Source organism: Acinetobacter sp. WU_MDCI_Abxd143, from assembly GCF_025514195.1.
GTDB lineage: Bacteria > Pseudomonadota > Gammaproteobacteria > Pseudomonadales > Moraxellaceae > Acinetobacter > Acinetobacter pittii_H.
On the sequence record NZ_JAHPTH010000014.1, the window covers coordinates 1 to 17,346 of the forward strand.

The following is a 17,346-nucleotide window of genomic DNA, read 5'->3' on the forward strand; positions in this document are numbered from 1 at the left end:
AGCGGGAGCTGGATTTGAACCAACGACCTTCGGGTTATGAGCCCGACGAGCTACCAGACTGCTCCATCCCGCATCAATAAACTGCTTGCACTCAACTTTCTGGTTCAAAGTTGGTGCGGAAGGGGGGACTTGAACCCCCACGCCCGAAGGCACTACCACCTCAAGGTAGCGTGTCTACCAATTCCACCACCACCGCAGCTTGTGGGACGCATTCTAGTCCTTCCAACTGCAAAAGGAAAGCCTTATTTCGAATTATTGACTCGATTTTGGTGCATTTGGTGAAGTTTCAGGCGATGTCGTTTGAACAGGTGCTGTAGTTTGTACAGTTTTCAAGCTATATGCATCCGTAGTCTGTTTTTTTGCAAAAACAGCAAGAGTTAAACTCGTTACGAAAAACAAGGCTGTTAAAACTGCAGTAAGGCGAGTAAGGAAGTTACCTGAACCCGATGCACCGAATACAGTTGCTGCTCCGCCACCGCCGAAAGAAGCACCAGCATCAGCACCTTTACCGTGTTGCACTAGAATCAAGGCAATCATCAGTACCGCTAAAATAATATGTACGATCAGTACAAAAGAGTGCATACCCTATCCTCGTTATTTACTTTGTGCAAAGGCTTGTACAATTTGATAAAAAGATGCTGCATTTAGTGAAGCACCACCTACCAACGCACCATTAATATCTGGACATGCTGCCAATTCGACTGCATTTTCAGCTTTTACACTACCGCCATATAAAATCGCAATGTCTGAACCCGCTGAGGTAATCTGACTTAAACCTTCACGAATCTTAGCATGCATTGCCTGTGCATCTTGTGGAGAAGCAGTTTTACCTGTTCCAATTGCCCAGATTGGCTCATAGGCAATTACAATTTGCTTTTGCCACTGCTCAGCAGTAACTATAGGAGCAATATCACAAATTTGTTGCAATACAACTTGCTCTGCCAAACCTTGTTCACGTTGTTCGAGGCTTTCACCAACACAATAAATGGCAGTCAAGCCTGCATTTAAAGCATTTTGGAGTTTAGCTTTCAAAATTTCAACGTTGTCACCAAAAATATCACGGCGTTCAGAATGACCCACCAATACAAAGTTAATTTGGCTATCTTTTAATAATTCTGCACTGACTTCGCCAGTATACGCGCCAGTACCTGCTACACGTGATACGTCTTGTGCAACTGTATATACTGTTCTTGCAGCATCCTGCAATTGTGTTTGTACCATTGCAAGTGCAATAGAAACCGGAGCAACCCCTACATGACAGCTTTCATCTGCAATTTGGTCTTGTTGCAATAGTTGTTTAAATTCTTCTATAAGTTGTTTGGCATTGGCACGCATTGGGTTCATTTTCCAGTTGCCAACTACCCAAGGCGTAATCGTCGAACCCGACATACGGCTCACCTTTCATCAAAAATGCAGCACATTCTACACGCATTTATACAAATTTCAGATACTTTTCTTTAACGGCTTTACCCATATCTTTTCTACTCATTGAAAACAGTTATAAAAGTTTATTGAATCTAAAGAATCATCTTTCAAAAATTAATGAATAAAAACTTCGACTAGTTCAAGCTTTGGCGAATGGATCAAGACCAGAGCATCATTTTCTCAGGTAGTAATTTTAGATAACAAAAGTATAATTTTTTATATACCAATTATAAGCATATGAGCACAGGTAGGCAGATGTCAGTCATACATACATCTCCAAAATTTTCGGGGTTTTTTCGACGATTAGTCGAAGAAAAACATGTGTCGGCAGCGACCATGCAAACAGCATTAGATGCAGCAAAAAGAGCTAAACGGGATACGGTTGCGTACCTGATTGAAGAGGTTCATCTCTCCCCTTCTTTATTAGCTGAAACAATTTCTATTGAATTTGCTGAACCATATTTTGATCTGGATGTTTACGATACCAGCCAAATTCCCAAAGATTTGGTCGATCAGAAACTGATTTTAAAACATCGGGTCTTACCTCTTATACAAAGAGGGCAGATTTTATATGTCGCGACCAGCAATCCAAGTAATATTGAAGCGATCGATGCTATTCGCTTTAATAGCAAGCTCATGGTTGAGCCAGTTATTGTCGAGCACCATAAGCTTGAGAAAATTCTGACGCAGCAATTTACCGAAGAAAGCAGTTTCGAGTTTAGTGATGAAGAGTTTGATCTTGATGTAGACCTTGAAGCTCCACCCTCACAAGAGGATGAGGAAGAAACACCTCAAAGCGATGAAGCACCTATTGTTAAATATATTAATAAATTACTCATCGATGCGATTCGTATGGGAGCTTCAGACTTGCATTTTGAACCCTATGAAAAATCATATCGGGTCCGTTATCGAGTCGATGGTGTATTGCGTCAGATTGCAAATCCTCCTTTGCAATTGGCTAACCGTTTAGCTTCACGCTTAAAGGTCATGTCCCAAATGGATATTTCCGAAAAGCGAGTCCCTCAAGATGGTCGTATTAAGCTCAAGCTATCAAAAACTAAAGCAATCGATTTTCGTGTGAACTCACTTCCAACCTTGTTTGGTGAAAAACTAGTTCTGCGTATTCTCGATCCATCTAGCGCGATGCTTGGAATTGATGCTTTAGGATATGAAGAAGATCAGAAAGCTCTTTTTTTAGAAGCACTGGATAAGCCACAAGGTATGCTTCTAATTACAGGTCCTACAGGTTCCGGTAAAACGGTATCTTTATATACAGGCTTAAATATTTTAAATACTGAAAGCTCTAATATTTCCACCGCCGAAGATCCAGTTGAAATTAACCTTGAAGGCATTAATCAGGTTAACGTCAACCCGAAAGTAGGTCTGACTTTTTCTGCTGCACTTAAATCATTTTTACGTCAAGATCCGGACATTATTATGGTCGGTGAGATTCGTGATTTAGAAACGGCTGAAATTGCGATTAAAGCTGCGCAAACTGGTCACATGGTCATGTCCACACTACATACCAATAGTGCTCCAGAAACACTGACTCGCCTACGCAATATGGGCGTTCCATCCTTTAATATCGCAACATCAGTCAACTTGGTTATTGCACAGCGTTTAGCACGTCGGCTATGCCCGCAGTGTAAAATACCTGCCGACATTCCTAAACAGAGCCTATTAGAAATGGGCTTTACCGAACAAGATCTGACTCATCCCGATTTTCAAGTTTTCCAGCCTATCGGTTGTACTGAGTGTCGTGAAGGCTATAAAGGTCGAGTAGGTATTTACGAGGTAATGAAAGTTACACCTGAAATTTCCAAGATTATTATGGAAGATGGCAATGCTTTAGAAATCGCTGCTGCTTCTGAAAAACTGGGGTTTAATAATCTGCGTCGTTCAGGATTAAAGAAAGTCATGCAAGGTGTTACTTCGTTACAAGAAGTCAACCGCGTGACCAGTGAATAAAAGACAATTTAAAATAAGGATAATTCATGACTGTCAAAAAGGCACAAATGATGCCGACTTTTGCTTATGAAGGGGTTGACCGTAAGGGCGTAAAAATTAAGGGTGAACTTCCAGCTAAGAATATGGCCTTAGCCAAAGTCACCCTACGCAAACAAGGTGTAACTGTCCGTAATATTCGGGAAAAGCGTAAAAATATTCTTGAGGGTTTATTCAAGAAGAAAGTATCAACGCTCGATATCACAATTTTTACTAGGCAACTTGCAACGATGATGAAAGCTGGTGTCCCACTGGTACAAGGCTTTGAAATTGTAGCGGAGGGTCTAGAAAACCCAGCCATGCGCGAGGTGGTACTCGGGATCAAAGGTGAAGTTGAAGGTGGTAGTACCTTTGCTTCAGCTTTAAGAAAGTATCCTCAACACTTCGATAATTTGTTTTGTTCTCTTGTGGAGTCTGGTGAACAATCTGGTGCGCTTGAAACCATGTTGGACCGCGTGGCAATTTACAAAGAAAAAAGTGAATTACTTAAGCAGAAAATCAAAAAAGCTATGAAATATCCCGCAACGGTAATTGTAGTTGCTGTGATTGTTACCATTATTTTGATGGTTAAAGTTGTTCCGGTTTTCCAAGACCTGTTTTCTTCTTTTGGCGCAGATTTACCTGCATTTACCCAAATGGTCGTGAATATGTCGAAATGGATGCAGGAATACTGGTTTATTATGATCATTGTGATTGGGGCAATTATTGCCGCATTTCTCGAAGCTAAAAAGCGCAGTAAAAAATTCCGTGATGGCTTAGATAAACTCACACTGAAACTACCTATCTTTGGTGATCTGGTTTATAAGGCGATTATTGCCCGTTATAGCCGTACTTTAACCACTACGTTTGCCGCTGGTGTTCCGCTCATTGATGCGCTTGAATCAACTGCCGGTGCTACCAACAATGTTATTTATGAACAAGCAGTGATGAAAATTCGTGAAGATGTTGCTACAGGTCAACAACTTCAATTTGCAATGCGTGTTTCAAATCGTTTTCCATCAATGGCTATACAAATGGTCGCAATTGGTGAAGAATCTGGTGCACTAGACAGCATGCTCGATAAAGTTGCCACTTATTATGAAAATGAAGTTGATAATGCCGTTGATGGTTTAACTTCTATGATGGAACCTTTAATCATGGCAATTTTAGGGGTGCTCGTAGGTGGTCTAGTGATTGCTATGTATCTTCCAATTTTCCAAATGGGCTCAGTTGTATAATGCAAGACATCATTGCGTATTTTATTCAAAACTTAACTGCACTTTATATTGCTGTTGCACTCGTGAGCCTATGTATTGGTAGCTTTTTGAATGTGGTGATTTACCGTACACCAAGAATGATGGAACAAGATTGGCAGAAAGAATGTCAAATGTTGCTTAATCCTGAGCAACCCATCATTGAGCATGAAAAGCTGTCATTAAGTAAACCTGCTTCATCATGTCCAGAGTGCCATCAACCTATCCGTTGGTATCAAAATATTCCTGTCATAAGCTGGTTGATGTTAAGAGGAAAATGTGGCCATTGCCAGCATTCTATTAGCATTCGTTATCCAGCGATTGAATTACTCACGATGCTATGTTCATTGGTAGTCGTCATGGTATTTGGCCCAACTCTACAAATGCTTTGGGGGTTAGTCCTCACTTGGCTTCTGATTGCTCTGACATTTATAGACTTTGATACTCAGCTGCTCCCCGACCGTTTTACCTTGCCTTTGGCTGCACTCGGCTTAGGCATTAATACCTTTAATATCTACACCTCGCCTAACTCAGCTATTTGGGGATATTTAATCGGTTTTTTATGCCTTTGGATTGTGTATTACTTATTTAAAGTGATTACAGGCAAAGAAGGTATGGGCTACGGCGACTTTAAATTGCTTGCTGCCTTAGGTGCATGGATGGGGCCATTGATGCTGCCATTAATTGTGCTATTGTCATCTTTACTAGGTGCAATTATTGGCATCATTTTACTAAAATTACGTAATGACAATCAGCCCTTTGCTTTTGGGCCCTATATTGCCATTGCAGGTTGGGTTGCCTTTTTATGGGGTGACCAGATTATGAAAATTTATTTGGGAGGTTAAGATGGCTTTTATTCTGGGAATCACAGGTGGAATTGGCAGTGGAAAATCTGCAGCAACACAATGGTTTGAGTCCCAAGGAATCCAAGTCGTCGATGCCGACATTGTTGCTCGCGAAGTGGTTGAAAAAGGCCAACCTGTCCTCCAAAAAATCCAACAAACTTTTGGCGATTGGGTACTTCAATCCGACGGCAATCTAGATCGTCGCGCCCTACGTGAATATATTTTTCAAAACCCTGAAGCAAGACAAACACTTGAGAAAATCACACATCCAGCCATTCGCCAATCTATTATTCAACAGCTACAAAATCCAAAAAGTCCGTATGTGATTTTAGTTTCACCACTACTTTTTGAAACCAACCAGCATGAGCTGGTTAACCACACCTTATTAGTTGATGCGAGTGAACAAACTCAAATTCAGCGTGCAAGCCAGCGAGATGGGCAAAACCAAGAACAAATTCAGAAAATTATTGCCGCACAAATGCCACGCGAGCGCAAACGTGAACTTACCAATGACATTGTGTTTAATGACGGATTACTCGAACATTTATATCAGCAATTAGAGCCGTTACACCAAAGCTATTTGAAACGTGCAAACTAATCTTGCTTATTTTGCTGTTGAATCTTTTGCGCCAAGCTATCTTGTCGAAACCAGCGCCAAGGTTGTAAGGCACCGATTCCCATTCCGACCAAGCCCACAACAATCGATGGACTTAATGACTCGCCAAGTAAAGGTACAGCTAAAATGGCAGCAATAAACGGCGCTAAAGTAACAATACTTCCCGTTTTGAAAGCACCAAGTCTTTGGATAGCCGCAACATAGGTTAAGGTCGCAATAATCACGACAAACACACCATGGAAAATACCTTGTATCGCGAGATGAACAGGACTGACTTCCATGAAATGTTTAGGTAAGAATAAAGCATAGATGGGTAAGTAAATAATTGCAGACCAAATCGCGACACTTGCCATAGAGTGCCATGCAGAAAGTTTCCACTGTTTAAGTAATACAGTGAAAATGCCCCACCAAATCGCACTAATAAAAAGAAGTAAATCCCCTACGCCAAAAGCAGAAGCATTACCTTGCAACATCAAAACACTCATGAGAGCCAAGGCAGTGATCATAATCGCCAGACTAATCCATGTATGTTTATCAAATGGTTGCCTAAATAAAATGTATGCTGCAATTGCAGTACAAATTGGGATACAACCATTTAAAAAAATGGCAGCATGTGCAGCGGGAGCATAAAGAAAAGCGGTGTAGACCGTAAGACAATAAATGACTCCGCCAATGAGCGCCAAAATAACTGCGTGCTTACTCCATAAAAAAGCGAGATCTTTCTTATAGATCAGAATCGGCATCAAAATCAGGAAGGCGATAGCAAAGCGCAGTGCAGCAATGTCCCAAGCACTGATGTGCCACTGTGCATTTAAACGGGCAAAAAGTGTAAACCCGCCCCAAATGCACATGGTCACCAATACAAAAAAATAACCTTGCTTACGGGGAGACATATCAAGACTGCTTAGAAACTAGAAAGGCAGCTAGATTATACCTCAGAACGCTGACGACAAGCCTCATAAAGTGCCATACCTGTTGCCACGCTCACATTGAGACTCTGTAAATTTCCAGACATCGGAATATAAACTTTATGGTCACACTGTGCCTGTGTAATTGGGCGTAAACCCGTATCTTCGGCTCCCATAACAATCACAACTGGGCCCGTGAAATCACATTTTTGAATTGGCATTGCACTTTCATCCAGCATAGTACCAATCACACGTGTATGAGTCGTTTCTTTCAAATGGGCTAATGTACGAGCCAAGTTTGTGACTTGAATGAATTTAACTTTTTCAGCTCCGCCCGCTGCAACTTTACGCGCTGTAGGAGTTAAGCTTGCCGAACGATCACGAGGCACAATCACCGCTTGCACGCCCATTGCAGCAGCTGTACGAATGCAGGCCCCTAAGTTATGCGGGTCTGTCACCTGATCTAGTGCCAATAACAATGCATCTGGGGTCTCAGCCAAAATCTGATCTAGATCTTTTTCATTTAAAGTCGGATGCGGACGTACTGCGGCAACTACACCTTGATGAAATGGTAGACCTGCAAGCTTTTCGAGACTATCACGGCTTGCTTTTTGTACACTGATTCCAAAAGGCTCTGCCAATTGCAAAATCTTTTGCAAACGCTGGTCATCCCGTCCTTTTAAAGTAAACAGGGTTAGCACACGTTCCGGCTCAAGTTCTAACAATGACTCCACTGAATGAACGCCATAATAATATTCCGGTTTTGCCATGCATGACCTCTAACAACGTTTGAGCAAAAAAATAAAATCCTGTAAAGCCAACTTCACAGGATTTCTTTGGGCATAGTGTACCCGATTTGAATAGGAATTTCTTAGCCTTCTAAATGGCACACGTAATCGAGGACTTCATCAGTTTCGATTTTAAAAAGACTATTACCAGGCACATAAAATGATTGTCCTGCACGGAATAACTCACTTTCAGTGCTGTCCGCAATTGTTACGCGACATTCGCCTGAAATAATTTCCATACGCTCAGGAACATGCGTCTCAAAAGTTAAAGCCTGCTCAGTCGGCAAAATAACACCTAATGTTTTTTTAGTTCCATCTTCAAATTGCACGGTATGGCTAATACAAGCTCCGCCAAAATAAACGTTTGATTTTTTTATGACCGTTACATGATCAAATTGGGTTGAACTCATGCACACTCTCCAGATAATGCCGTATTTATATAAATTATGATGAATGTAGTTTAATTGTGCCTAAATAACTAATCAATCAGTTTTCATACGGATAGACTTGTAATTTCCACTGCTGTGCCTGAATTTTTTTGGCAAAAGCATGAGGTAAGTTAATCTCAATATTTCGATCAGTAGACACAATTGCATCGTATCTGCAAACTTCGACCTGATTTTCATCTAGAAGTACCCAACACACTCTCTGTGCAGTTGGATGGGCAACTGCTGTAGCAACTACCGGTGAACTGTCATTCATTCCTACATGAAAATTTTCGCTGTCGTTTTGCATTAACGCCAGATCATAAGCTGGAAAATCGGTAGCCTCCGGATCAAATTGCTGACTGTCGTGTATCAGCACACTTTGTTTTAAAGTCGGCCAAATACAATAGCGCAAATAATGCTGATCCATCACCCGATTATCCAGATAACGTCCGGTGGCAACATAATCCCTGATATGTGCTTCAATATTATGAAAAATCCCCGTACATCCACCCCACATTCCCGCCAAAACTAACTCAGTATGAGAATAATTATCTCGCATTAAGTGAAACCACTTATCACTTTTGAGCCATGCATCTACAGCCACTTTTTCACGATGCGACACAATAGAGTCGGCATCACGTATCAGAAAACGCTTAATTGTCGGATCATCCATCACCAAAAAGCGCCAAAACAGGCCAGATAGTTGTTTCTGAGAATCTGTAACCTGAATAACTTGCGCGCCCTTCTCTTTTAAGCGCTGTTGTACGAGTACTGGCACACTTTCATCGACATAAAATCGACACGTCCATTCTGGATAAATCTGTTTGGCAAGCTGAGTATTTAAAATAGAGGTTTCACAATAACGAGGGTTGGCTCCAAATAATGAAAAAGCAATAATATTCTCTTTAGGATTTGCACTAAATGCTGATGGTGCATGATCTGGAATCGCCAAAACAGGTTCGCTCTTCGCTAATTCTTTTTTGGTTGCAATTGCCAAGCGTCCAAATTTGATTGTTTCTTCTTTTTTCTTTAAATGATGACAAACTTCTGTGAGTCCATCATATAAGTTTGTATTTACGTTAGCTCCACTTGCTTGAATCGCTTGTAAATAATGTTGATAGGCATCGTTATAACGGCCTAAGCGTAATTCGGTATAAGCTAAGTCTGACAAGGCACCTGGATGCTTAGGAACTAAGCTAACAGCTTGTTTAACATGTTGATAAGCTTTGGCATAATTCCCTTGTGCTGCGGCTTGTTTAAATGCATTAAAAAGCTGATTTAAAATTTTATTCATTTCCGCAGGGTTGTTTTTTTTATGGCGGTTCATCATCCCTATTGGTGGTTTCGGTAAGCTTAATGTTTTTTTCATTGTAAATATCCGCAATCTTGCTGTTCTATAATTTCAGTTAGAATAATAGATCACTTGTAGCAAATTCAAAACTTCTCTATCTTTAACCCATAATTTGGCGCGTTGGATGCGTTTATGCTCACACATTTAACTTTAATTAATTTTGCATTAGCTGATCATTTGGCTATTGATATAGAACAAGGATTTAATGTTCTAACAGGCGAAACAGGTGCCGGAAAATCATTATTACTGGATGCACTCTCTGCCTGCCTAGGGGAACGTACAGATACAAATTATGTCCGTTATGGTTCGGACAAAGCGGATATTACCGCTGTTTTTACCTATCAAAATAATAGTCCTGAAGCAAAATGGCTCCAAGACCACGAGCTAGATGATGATTCTGGGGAAATTCATTTACGTCGTGTTATTTTTGCAACTGGACGTAGTAAAGCTTGGGTCAATGGACGTCCGAGCAGCTTATCTGAACTTAAAGAATTAGGGCGTTTGCTGGTTCAACTCTATAGTCAGCATAGTCAGCAACAACTTCTTGAACCGCCTTATCCAAAGCATTGGTTAGACCGTTATAACAATTTTTATGCTGAAGCGAATGATGTACGTGAAGCTTATAGCACATGGCAACGTACCATTCGTTTGCACCAAGCGGCCCTAGATGCACAAGCAACGCGTCTACAACGCATTGGTACTTTAGAACATCAAATTGAAGAACTCGAAGAGGTTATTCAAACTGACTATAAAGAAATTGAGCAAGAGTTCGACCGCCTCAGTCATCATGAACATATCATGCAAGACTGTAGCTATAGCTTAAATGTCTTAGATGAAGCTGAGCAGAATATTACTCAAGAAATGTCTTCGATTATTCGCCGTCTAGAGTCTCACGCGGGGCGTAGCGAACAACTTTCTGAGATTTATAATTCTTTACTCAATGCTCAAAGTGAAATAGATGATGCAACAGCAAACTTGCGTCAATTTATTGATCGTCAAAGTTTTGATCCAGAACGAATGGAAGAGCTAAATTCCAAATTGGAAGTTTTCCACCGTCTGGCACGTAAATATCGCACTCAACCAGAAACGCTTAAAGAAGAGTATGAAGCTTGGCAAAGCGAGCTTGAGCAATTACATCAACTTGAAGACCCAGAGACTCTGGCAGAACAAGTTGAAAAATCTCATGAGGAGTTCTTAGAGAAAGCTCAGCATTTAGATCATATTCGCCGTGAAGCTGCTGCTCCGCTTGCTAAACAATTAACTGAACAGGTTAAACCTTTAGCACTACCAGAAGCACATTTCGAGTTTAAATTTGAACCACTAGAGCAACCTACCTCTGAAGGCTTAAGTTTTATTCAGCTTCTATTTACGGCTAACAAAGGTATTCCGCCACAACCACTAGCACGCGTCGCTTCAGGTGGTGAACTTTCACGTATTGCGTTAGTTATGCAAGTCATGAATGCTGAAAAAACCGAAGCAGAAGTTTTGGTGTTTGATGAAATTGATGTCGGGATTAGTGGTGGAACCGCAGAAGTTGTGGGACGTTTACTTGCTGATTTAGCTCAACATGTTCAACTCTTATGTATTACGCACCAAGCACAAGTTGCAGCACAGTCTGATCAGCATTTATTAGTGAAGAAACAACAAACTGACCCAGCCAGTAGTACAATTGTGGAACTAGACGAAAATCAAATCATTTTCGAGTTAGCACGCATGTCAGGCGGTGTTGAAATTAATGAAACAACCTTGCAACACGCAAAACAATTACGCCAACTTAAATTTCAGGCTTCTTCAAATTAATAAAAAATGAGAGAAAAAGATTGGCGAAATCCGATTAACTCTTGTATGTTGATAAAAAGAACCTATATAGATAAAAGGGTCGAGAGACCCTCTAGTGACATTTTTTGAGGGAGAACCGCTTAGGTGACCAAACAATATCTGACTCACCGTTGTCTGATTGCCCCGCCAGAAATGGCAGATGACTTTTTCGCAAACACTGTAATTTATCTTGCCCGTCATGATGAAGAAGGTGCTCAAGGCATTATTATTAACCGCCCTTCCGGCATTCAAATTAAAGAATTACTCAATGATCTCGACATTGAAGCAGACAATGTAAATCCACATGTGGTTTTACAAGGTGGCCCATTACGTCCCGAAGCTGGATTCGTTCTTCATACTGGACAACCGACATGGCATTCATCTATCGCTGTAGGTGAAAATGTTTGTATTACCACCAGTAAAGATATTCTTGATGCGATTGCCCATAATGAAGGTGTTGGTCGATATCAAATTGCTTTAGGTTATGCGAGCTGGGGTAAAAACCAGTTAGAAGACGAGATTACGCGTGGTGACTGGCTCATTTGTGATGCCGATATGGATCTGATTTTTAACCTGCCTTATGACGATCGTTGGGATGCAGCTTATAAAAAAATCGGTGTAGATCGTGCATGGTTAGCATCTGAAATCGGACATGCTTAATGACCGAAACACAATCAAAATCGATTATGGCTTTTGACTTTGGTACTCAAAAAATGGGAATGGCGATTGGCCAGTCTTCAATTGAAAGTACCAATCCCCTCCCTCTATTTGTGATGAAAGATGGTATTCCAAACTGGGATCAGCTCTTAAAAATCGTGAAAGAATGGCAACCTGATCTATTTTTGGTTGGTTTGCCTTTGAATATGGATGATAGCGAGTCAGAACTTTCTACACGTGCCCGCAAATTTGCGAGACGTTTACGCCATCAAACCAATATTGAAACATTAATGGTAGATGAGCGTTTAACTACACGTGAAGCACGAGAAGAACTCGGTTTCTACCAAGAGCAAGGTCGAGCAAAAAAACTCTCGGCAGATAGTTTTGCAGCAGCATTACTCATCCAGAGTTGGTATCGAAATCCGGTCGGTTTAACACCGTAAGATTAAAAAAAGGAAGGCTAAAGCCTTCCTTTTTTATTTCTCGTTTTATTTCTCAATAATATGCACAGTTGCCGTACGTCCAGAGACAAAAGCAAGCTGGTTCTTTGGTGTTTCATCCAATACGATTTTTACAGGCACACGCTGCGCTAAACGAACCCAACTAAACGTTGGATTTACATTAGCAAGAAGTTTAGAGCTGCTTGAGCGTTCACGGTCTTCAATACCCGATGCAATACCTTGTACATGGCCTTTAATTTTCTGACTATCACCCATTAACTGTACACTGGCCTGATCACCAACATGAATACGGTTTAACTTCGTCTCTTCAAAATAGCCCACAACATAGAGTTGTTTACGGTCAAGTAATGCTGCAACCGCCTGCCCAACTTGAACATAGTTACCTGGGCGCATATCAAAGTTAGATAACGTACCATCAGCTGGAGCAATCACCGCAGCACGATGCATATTAAGCTCAGCCAAATGCAAATTACTCGTAGCCGCCTCAATGAGAGCCTGTTGTTGTTTAACAGTTGCTTCCGCTTGTTGAATAGCAGCTTGGAGTTGCTCATGTTCAGCGTGAGATTGATCACGTGTTGCGAAAACTTGATCTTGTTCTTGTTTAGAGATGGCGCCATCCATAAGATTTGAGTAGCGGCTTGCGTTTTTCTCGGCTAATTTAATATTTGTTTCAGATTTAATTAGGTTCGCTTTTGCTTGTGCTAAACCAGCTTGTGCTTGGGCAAAGGCTGCATTTGCTTTTGCTAAATCAGATTTTGCCTGTTCTACATCTAAAGCTCGGCGAGAAACATCAATTTTAAAGAGTACCTGACCTTTTTTCACAGTCTGGTTATCTTGAACCAATACTTCTGTAACAAGCCCTGCAACATCCGAAGATACTTGAATAACGTCACCACGAACTCGACCGTCGCGTGTCCACGGCGCTGCATTATAGTAGTTCCACAAATGCACAATGGTATAGACCGCCACCATTAATGCGACAATCAAAATTACTGGACGGATGACTTTTTTCAAATCCACCTGATTCATTTCACTCACCTAACTCAATCTTTAATTTCGCAAACATCTCTACGCACCGACCCCAACAAAAATTTGATGTATTACCAAAAGCAGTAATAGGTAAAAACACAAATTGAAAATACTAGGTAAAGCAATCCAGCCTTTTGCAATCAACTTGTTTGTCAAAGGGCTTAACCCTCGGAAACAGATATATGCCAAGAGTGCTTGAACGAGCAAAGAAGGCACGTAAATACCATAAACATTAAACTCACCCATTTGCTGGGGCTCCTCTCAGGGTGCTGTTTTCATTCATTTGATCTGATGAAACATGACACATGCTATAAGCAATATTGTTCAGTGAAATGAGTAATCTTTGTCGCATAGTCATATCTTCAACATTTGAAGCAAGCTGTTTTAATTCAAATAACGCTTGGTAGATTTTCTCTACTAAAGCCGCTGTATCATTTCTGTCATTTTCTTTCGCTCTAAACAGTTCATCCAGATTTTGTTGCAAATCACCAATATGCTGAGTGAGTTCGGATGTTTGAGGGAACTGATTAGCTAACTCTTGCAATCGGCTTAAATCGACAATACTACTCGACTCAATCAATGCTTGTTGAATTGAGGCTTTAATCTCGTCTGATTGCACCATTTTGCTGTTTAGAATCCCAATCCGATCTAGCATACTGCGTAGATGAACTTTAAAATCAAGGCCATATGGCAGGTAGATCGCTTGTCGCATGGCACGGTAATGTAAGGCTAAAATACGGCTAGCACTCGTGTCTGGTGACATGGCACGAACAACGTCAATGACAATCAAAGAAACTAAAACACCTAAGATCATGGCAAATGAACTATCAAGATAAGACACCGCATCCATGCTATAAGCATTGTGCAAGTTTAGTCCCATCATGGTATTAATACCCAACACCATACCTACTGGCATCAGCATCTGGTTAGCCATCATAGACACTGCGAATAAGAACATCGGTAATAAAACCAGTCCAAGTTCCCAGAAAGTTGTGACATGCGGGAAAATACCAAATGCATAAACGAAGACTAAAACTGCTGAAGCAATACTGCCCCAGATAAAAATACGCAAAACTGGCACGGGGTTATCTAAGGCCGTTAAAATACAGGCTGTTACTGCTCCCATTTGCGCCATCATAAATCCAGCTTTCCATCCCGACACAATCCAGACCCCAGTCACAATAAAAGTAATAAGGACTGCACTAATACCGCCTCGTATCGCCACCCCATGATCACGGTGTAAACTTGGATATTTGGTCGTCATTGGCGTAATGTTGTCAGGAATCTCTTTATTACCTTGCTGAATTCGCTGCCACAAAACTTTAACGGCTAACACATTACTAATGAAATGGCGCACATCCATTTTCATAGCTGCAACCAAAACTTGTTGATGTGTAGAAGCCGACTCCATCAAACTTGCAAAATCGCTTTCAAACTCATCAGGCAACTGCAAAATATTTTCATCAATAATCAGATCTTTTTGCTCTAAAAACTGTACAACATGAGCTGAAAGCTGTTGCAGTTTTTCTGCATGAGTCTCGATAAACCGAAGTTCTTGAAGCTGCTTAATACGCTCAGATAAAGCGACTAGATTAGCGACCACCATTGAGATTTGATGAAGCATTTCCTGCAAGGGTTTGGTCATACCATGCAACTCGCCCTTCTCATAACTCAAATGTACTGCCAAGGCATGAATGTCTGTGGTGTCACGAGTGATGGCAGCCAGAAGCTGAGTATTGTTCTGCTGCGAATCTGTAGTTAATAAATTAGCAAACAGATTTTCTGTATCTTTTAGGGTTTTGATCACCCGCTGTTTAATTGCCGAGCCAATATGCATTGGAAGAATCGTGGCAGAAACCACGGCACTTGAAATCACACCAATCGAGATTTCTATGACCCGAGCTAAAGCAATATCAAATATATTGTATTGATCAATATAGGTAATCGCATTGAAGACGATCATGGCTGTCGAGTAACCCGCCAGCATAAAAGCATAACTACGTGGAGTACGATCGAGTAACGAAACATAAAGCGCAAAACCCACCCACAACGATAACACCACGGTAAATATCCAAGGTGTATTAATTAGATGTGGCGTTAGAGTTAGGGCAATCACAGCTCCGCCAATTGTCCCTACCACACGATAGACACATTTAGAGGACACCATTCCTGAATATGGATTGGCAATAATCAGGACCGTACCAATCGACCACATCGGGTTAATCAGATCTAATTCAAACGAAACAAATAGTGCCAACATTCCGGCAATAAATGTTTTTAAGGCAAAGATCAGATCAAGCCTACTCGGGCGGAACGCCAGTATTTGCTTTAATAACATGAACTCATCTCAAATACAGATTTGAACTGATGAGCATGCCCTTCAATATTTGATTGTCTTTCTAAAGACAACACAACTTTGCCATTTGCCTCAAAGCAAATGATATGAGGGGCATCCTTCAATACAATGATTTTTCCACATCTCGCCTGATTGGCCGAAATGATTTCAGTTTGGGCGCCATTTAAACGGCCAAGCTTTGGAAAGAAGAGGTATCAAGAAATCAATCTGGAACCGACCAATTTCTCGATTAGATATTTTGTTTGGCAATTTTTTCAAAATAAAGCGATTTAGTCAACTAAAATATCTCTATTTGATAATTTGATATATTTTTTAATTATCGTATATGATGTATAAGCCAAGAGAAGTTTTCTCTTTGTCAGAGTAAAATACTCAAATCAGGCATTTATTTTAGAATTGAGACAAATCTTCTTTTTTTCTGTTATAAAAACTCAAAGATGACTCGTTGTTAAAGGATACGAACAAGACACTATGGCAATTTCAAGTTTTGGCAAAATTTTAACTGTACTGGACCTATTTTCGGTTTCGCGTCCAATCATTAATGTCGATATTATTTGCGAAGAACTTGGCTTGTCCAAACCAACGAGTTACCGTTACCTCAAAGAGCTAGTCTCAGCTGATCTATTAAAACGCATTAATGGAACCTCTGGCGATTATACCTTAGGCTCAAAAATTGCAGTTCTTGACTATATATCTAGAACAACCGACCCATTGGTTCAAATCAGCACACCGTTCATGCGGAATATTGTAGAACGTACCGAACTGTGCTGTTTGCTTACCTATTTAAATGATGACTATTGCATTGACATACATCATGAAATATTTAAAGACACTGAGCTACTTTCATATGGCCGAGGCTGTCCAAGACCAATTTATGTTGGGTCATCTCCAAAAACAATGGTTTCGCATTTAAGTAAACAGCGCATGCAGGACTACTACCACCGTTACCAGCAAGAATTAAAACAATCAGGTTTTGCTGAAGATGAACCGAGCTTTATTCAACGTATGCGTAAAATTAAAAAACAAGGGTTCTATTTCTCACAAGGTGAGATTGACCCAAATGTTTCAGGTCTAGCTGTTCCTGTTCGATTTTCAACCAAGGAAGTACCTTTAGCTTTAACTCTAGTTGCTTCTAAAAATCGTTTTGATTTTTTAAACGTTGAAAAGCTTATCGAAATTTTGCAAGAAAATGCAGCACTTATTGAACAACGTTTTATGGAATTATCTGAAAAAGGTGAAATCTAAAACTCCACCTTATGATAATTTAAAGTTTTCTTACACTTTAAAACATTGAATATATCGCAATATTCTCATATTATGATTTTAGCTCCTATTGATGATTCTTTTCATCAGCAGCTCATCAATAGAAGCATCCCCCTCAGAGGAATAAGCTCATGCTGCCATCATGGGCTTTTTTCTTGCCCGCTT

Annotated in this window: 18 protein-coding genes and 2 tRNA genes; 8 read left to right on the forward strand and 12 right to left on the reverse strand. The window is 40.6% G+C overall.

Annotation, left to right across the window (positions count from 1 at the left end; all coding sequences use genetic code 11):
• From KTI79_RS17025 to tpiA, 4 genes are all read right to left on the reverse strand, one after another.
• A tRNA-Met gene (locus tag KTI79_RS17025) sits at window positions 1-72 on the reverse strand.
• 39 nt (window positions 73-111) lie between these two features.
• Window positions 112-196 (reverse strand) — tRNA-Leu (locus KTI79_RS17030).
• A 56-nt stretch (window positions 197-252) separates the two neighbouring features.
• Window positions 253-582: a preprotein translocase subunit SecG gene (secG, locus tag KTI79_RS17035; RefSeq protein WP_016142373.1), complete on the reverse strand. Its 330-nt coding sequence runs from the start codon at window positions 580-582 to the stop codon at window positions 253-255.
• A 12-nt stretch (window positions 583-594) separates the two neighbouring features.
• Window positions 595-1,389 carry a triose-phosphate isomerase gene (gene tpiA, locus KTI79_RS17040; protein WP_032054281.1) on the reverse strand — a complete coding sequence of 265 codons (795 nt, stop codon included), beginning with the start codon at window positions 1,387-1,389 and terminating at the stop codon, window positions 595-597.
• Window positions 1,390-1,680: 291 nt separating this feature from the next.
• Between tpiA and pilB the strand changes: the two genes are divergently transcribed.
• Genes pilB through coaE form a run of 4 tightly spaced genes read left to right on the forward strand, consistent with a single transcriptional unit; the run spans window position 1,681 to window position 6,104 of the window.
• Window positions 1,681-3,393 (forward strand): type IV-A pilus assembly ATPase PilB, encoded by a 1,713-nt coding sequence (gene pilB / locus KTI79_RS17045; RefSeq protein WP_086376312.1) that lies wholly within the window; start codon window positions 1,681-1,683, stop codon window positions 3,391-3,393.
• Between the two features lie 26 nt (window positions 3,394-3,419).
• Window positions 3,420-4,646: a type II secretion system F family protein gene (locus tag KTI79_RS17050; RefSeq protein ID WP_032054279.1), complete on the forward strand. Its 1,227-nt coding sequence runs from the start codon at window positions 3,420-3,422 to the stop codon at window positions 4,644-4,646.
• Window positions 4,646-5,506 carry a prepilin peptidase gene (locus KTI79_RS17055; RefSeq protein WP_086376311.1) on the forward strand — a complete coding sequence of 287 codons (861 nt, stop codon included), beginning with the start codon at window positions 4,646-4,648 and terminating at the stop codon, window positions 5,504-5,506. The genes KTI79_RS17050 and KTI79_RS17055 overlap by 1 nt, the downstream gene beginning before the upstream one ends.
• A 1-nt stretch (window position 5,507) precedes the next feature.
• Window positions 5,508-6,104, forward strand: coding sequence for a dephospho-CoA kinase (gene coaE / locus KTI79_RS17060; RefSeq protein ID WP_032054277.1), 597 nt, complete (start codon window positions 5,508-5,510; stop codon window positions 6,102-6,104).
• Here coaE and KTI79_RS17065 read toward each other — a convergent pair.
• The 4 genes from KTI79_RS17065 to KTI79_RS17080 all read right to left on the reverse strand — a co-directional run bounded on the left by KTI79_RS17065 (window position 6,101) and on the right by KTI79_RS17080 (window position 9,615).
• Complete coding sequence (locus KTI79_RS17065) at window positions 6,101-7,015, reverse strand: DMT family transporter (protein ID WP_016142379.1); 915 nt, start codon at window positions 7,013-7,015, stop codon at window positions 6,101-6,103. The two genes, coaE and KTI79_RS17065, sit on opposite strands and share 4 nt — an antisense overlap.
• Window positions 7,016-7,050: 35 nt before the next feature.
• Window positions 7,051-7,800: a 23S rRNA (guanosine(2251)-2'-O)-methyltransferase RlmB gene (gene rlmB / locus KTI79_RS17070; RefSeq protein WP_032054276.1), complete on the reverse strand. Its 750-nt coding sequence runs from the start codon at window positions 7,798-7,800 to the stop codon at window positions 7,051-7,053.
• A 101-nt stretch (window positions 7,801-7,901) separates the two neighbouring features.
• Window positions 7,902-8,228, reverse strand: coding sequence for a pyrimidine/purine nucleoside phosphorylase (locus KTI79_RS17075; RefSeq protein ID WP_004795031.1), 327 nt, complete (start codon window positions 8,226-8,228; stop codon window positions 7,902-7,904).
• A gap of 76 nt (window positions 8,229-8,304) precedes the next feature.
• Entirely contained in the window at window positions 8,305-9,615 is a 1,311-nt protein-coding gene (locus KTI79_RS17080) for a tetratricopeptide repeat protein (RefSeq protein WP_032054275.1), read from the reverse strand.
• A 114-nt stretch (window positions 9,616-9,729) separates the two neighbouring features.
• Between KTI79_RS17080 and recN the strand changes: the two genes are divergently transcribed.
• From recN to ruvX, 3 genes are all read left to right on the forward strand, one after another.
• Entirely contained in the window at window positions 9,730-11,397 is a 1,668-nt protein-coding gene (gene recN / locus KTI79_RS17085; protein ID WP_032054274.1) for a DNA repair protein RecN, read from the forward strand.
• Between the two features lie 123 nt (window positions 11,398-11,520).
• Window positions 11,521-12,075 carry a YqgE/AlgH family protein gene (locus tag KTI79_RS17090; RefSeq protein ID WP_002114753.1) on the forward strand — a complete coding sequence of 185 codons (555 nt, stop codon included), beginning with the start codon at window positions 11,521-11,523 and terminating at the stop codon, window positions 12,073-12,075.
• Window positions 12,075-12,515 (forward strand): Holliday junction resolvase RuvX, encoded by a 441-nt coding sequence (ruvX, locus tag KTI79_RS17095; RefSeq protein ID WP_032054273.1) that lies wholly within the window; start codon window positions 12,075-12,077, stop codon window positions 12,513-12,515. The genes KTI79_RS17090 and ruvX overlap by 1 nt, the downstream gene beginning before the upstream one ends.
• 45 nt (window positions 12,516-12,560) lie before the next feature.
• On the opposite strand, the gene KTI79_RS17100 is transcribed toward ruvX, so the two are convergent.
• Genes KTI79_RS17100 through KTI79_RS17115 form a run of 4 tightly spaced genes read right to left on the reverse strand, consistent with a single transcriptional unit; the run spans window position 12,561 to window position 16,022 of the window.
• Complete coding sequence (locus tag KTI79_RS17100; protein WP_032005687.1) at window positions 12,561-13,562, reverse strand: HlyD family secretion protein; 1,002 nt, start codon at window positions 13,560-13,562, stop codon at window positions 12,561-12,563.
• A gap of 39 nt (window positions 13,563-13,601) precedes the next feature.
• A complete protein-coding gene (locus KTI79_RS17105; RefSeq protein WP_032054272.1) occupies window positions 13,602-13,808 on the reverse strand; it encodes a DUF1656 domain-containing protein in 207 nt (68 codons plus the stop codon).
• Window positions 13,801-15,900, reverse strand: coding sequence for an FUSC family protein (locus KTI79_RS17110; RefSeq protein WP_032054271.1), 2,100 nt, complete (start codon window positions 15,898-15,900; stop codon window positions 13,801-13,803). Before KTI79_RS17110 ends, KTI79_RS17105 begins: the two co-directional genes overlap by 8 nt.
• Complete coding sequence (locus KTI79_RS17115) at window positions 15,891-16,022, reverse strand: hypothetical protein (RefSeq protein WP_002115031.1); 132 nt, start codon at window positions 16,020-16,022, stop codon at window positions 15,891-15,893. Before KTI79_RS17115 ends, KTI79_RS17110 begins: the two co-directional genes overlap by 10 nt.
• Window positions 16,023-16,389: 367 nt before the next feature.
• Between KTI79_RS17115 and KTI79_RS17120 the strand changes: the two genes are divergently transcribed.
• A complete protein-coding gene (locus KTI79_RS17120; RefSeq protein ID WP_016142387.1) occupies window positions 16,390-17,163 on the forward strand; it encodes an IclR family transcriptional regulator in 774 nt (257 codons plus the stop codon).
• The last annotated feature ends 183 nt before the right edge of the window (window positions 17,164-17,346 follow it).

What these genes read in the sequence shown, in the direction of transcription:
- secG (WP_016142373.1), bottom strand. Translation starts at nt 582, where the DNA reads ATGCACTCTTTTGTACTGATCGTACATATTATTTTAGCGGTACTGATG.
- tpiA (WP_032054281.1), bottom strand. Translation starts at nt 1,389, where the DNA reads ATGTCGGGTTCGACGATTACGCCTTGGGTAGTTGGCAACTGGAAAATG.
- pilB (WP_086376312.1), top strand. Translation starts at nt 1,681, where the DNA reads ATGTCAGTCATACATACATCTCCAAAATTTTCGGGGTTTTTTCGACGA.
- KTI79_RS17050 (WP_032054279.1), top strand. Translation starts at nt 3,420, where the DNA reads ATGACTGTCAAAAAGGCACAAATGATGCCGACTTTTGCTTATGAAGGG.
- KTI79_RS17055 (WP_086376311.1), top strand. Translation starts at nt 4,646, where the DNA reads ATGCAAGACATCATTGCGTATTTTATTCAAAACTTAACTGCACTTTAT.
- coaE (WP_032054277.1), top strand. Translation starts at nt 5,508, where the DNA reads ATGGCTTTTATTCTGGGAATCACAGGTGGAATTGGCAGTGGAAAATCT.
- KTI79_RS17065 (WP_016142379.1), bottom strand. Translation starts at nt 7,015, where the DNA reads ATGTCTCCCCGTAAGCAAGGTTATTTTTTTGTATTGGTGACCATGTGC.
- rlmB (WP_032054276.1), bottom strand. Translation starts at nt 7,800, where the DNA reads ATGGCAAAACCGGAATATTATTATGGCGTTCATTCAGTGGAGTCATTG.
- KTI79_RS17075 (WP_004795031.1), bottom strand. Translation starts at nt 8,228, where the DNA reads ATGAGTTCAACCCAATTTGATCATGTAACGGTCATAAAAAAATCAAAC.
- KTI79_RS17080 (WP_032054275.1), bottom strand. Translation starts at nt 9,615, where the DNA reads ATGAAAAAAACATTAAGCTTACCGAAACCACCAATAGGGATGATGAAC.
- recN (WP_032054274.1), top strand. Translation starts at nt 9,730, where the DNA reads ATGCTCACACATTTAACTTTAATTAATTTTGCATTAGCTGATCATTTG.
- ruvX (WP_032054273.1), top strand. Translation starts at nt 12,075, where the DNA reads ATGACCGAAACACAATCAAAATCGATTATGGCTTTTGACTTTGGTACT.
- KTI79_RS17100 (WP_032005687.1), bottom strand. Translation starts at nt 13,562, where the DNA reads ATGAATCAGGTGGATTTGAAAAAAGTCATCCGTCCAGTAATTTTGATT.
- KTI79_RS17105 (WP_032054272.1), bottom strand. Translation starts at nt 13,808, where the DNA reads ATGGGTGAGTTTAATGTTTATGGTATTTACGTGCCTTCTTTGCTCGTT.
- KTI79_RS17110 (WP_032054271.1), bottom strand. Translation starts at nt 15,900, where the DNA reads ATGTTATTAAAGCAAATACTGGCGTTCCGCCCGAGTAGGCTTGATCTG.
- KTI79_RS17120 (WP_016142387.1), top strand. Translation starts at nt 16,390, where the DNA reads ATGGCAATTTCAAGTTTTGGCAAAATTTTAACTGTACTGGACCTATTT.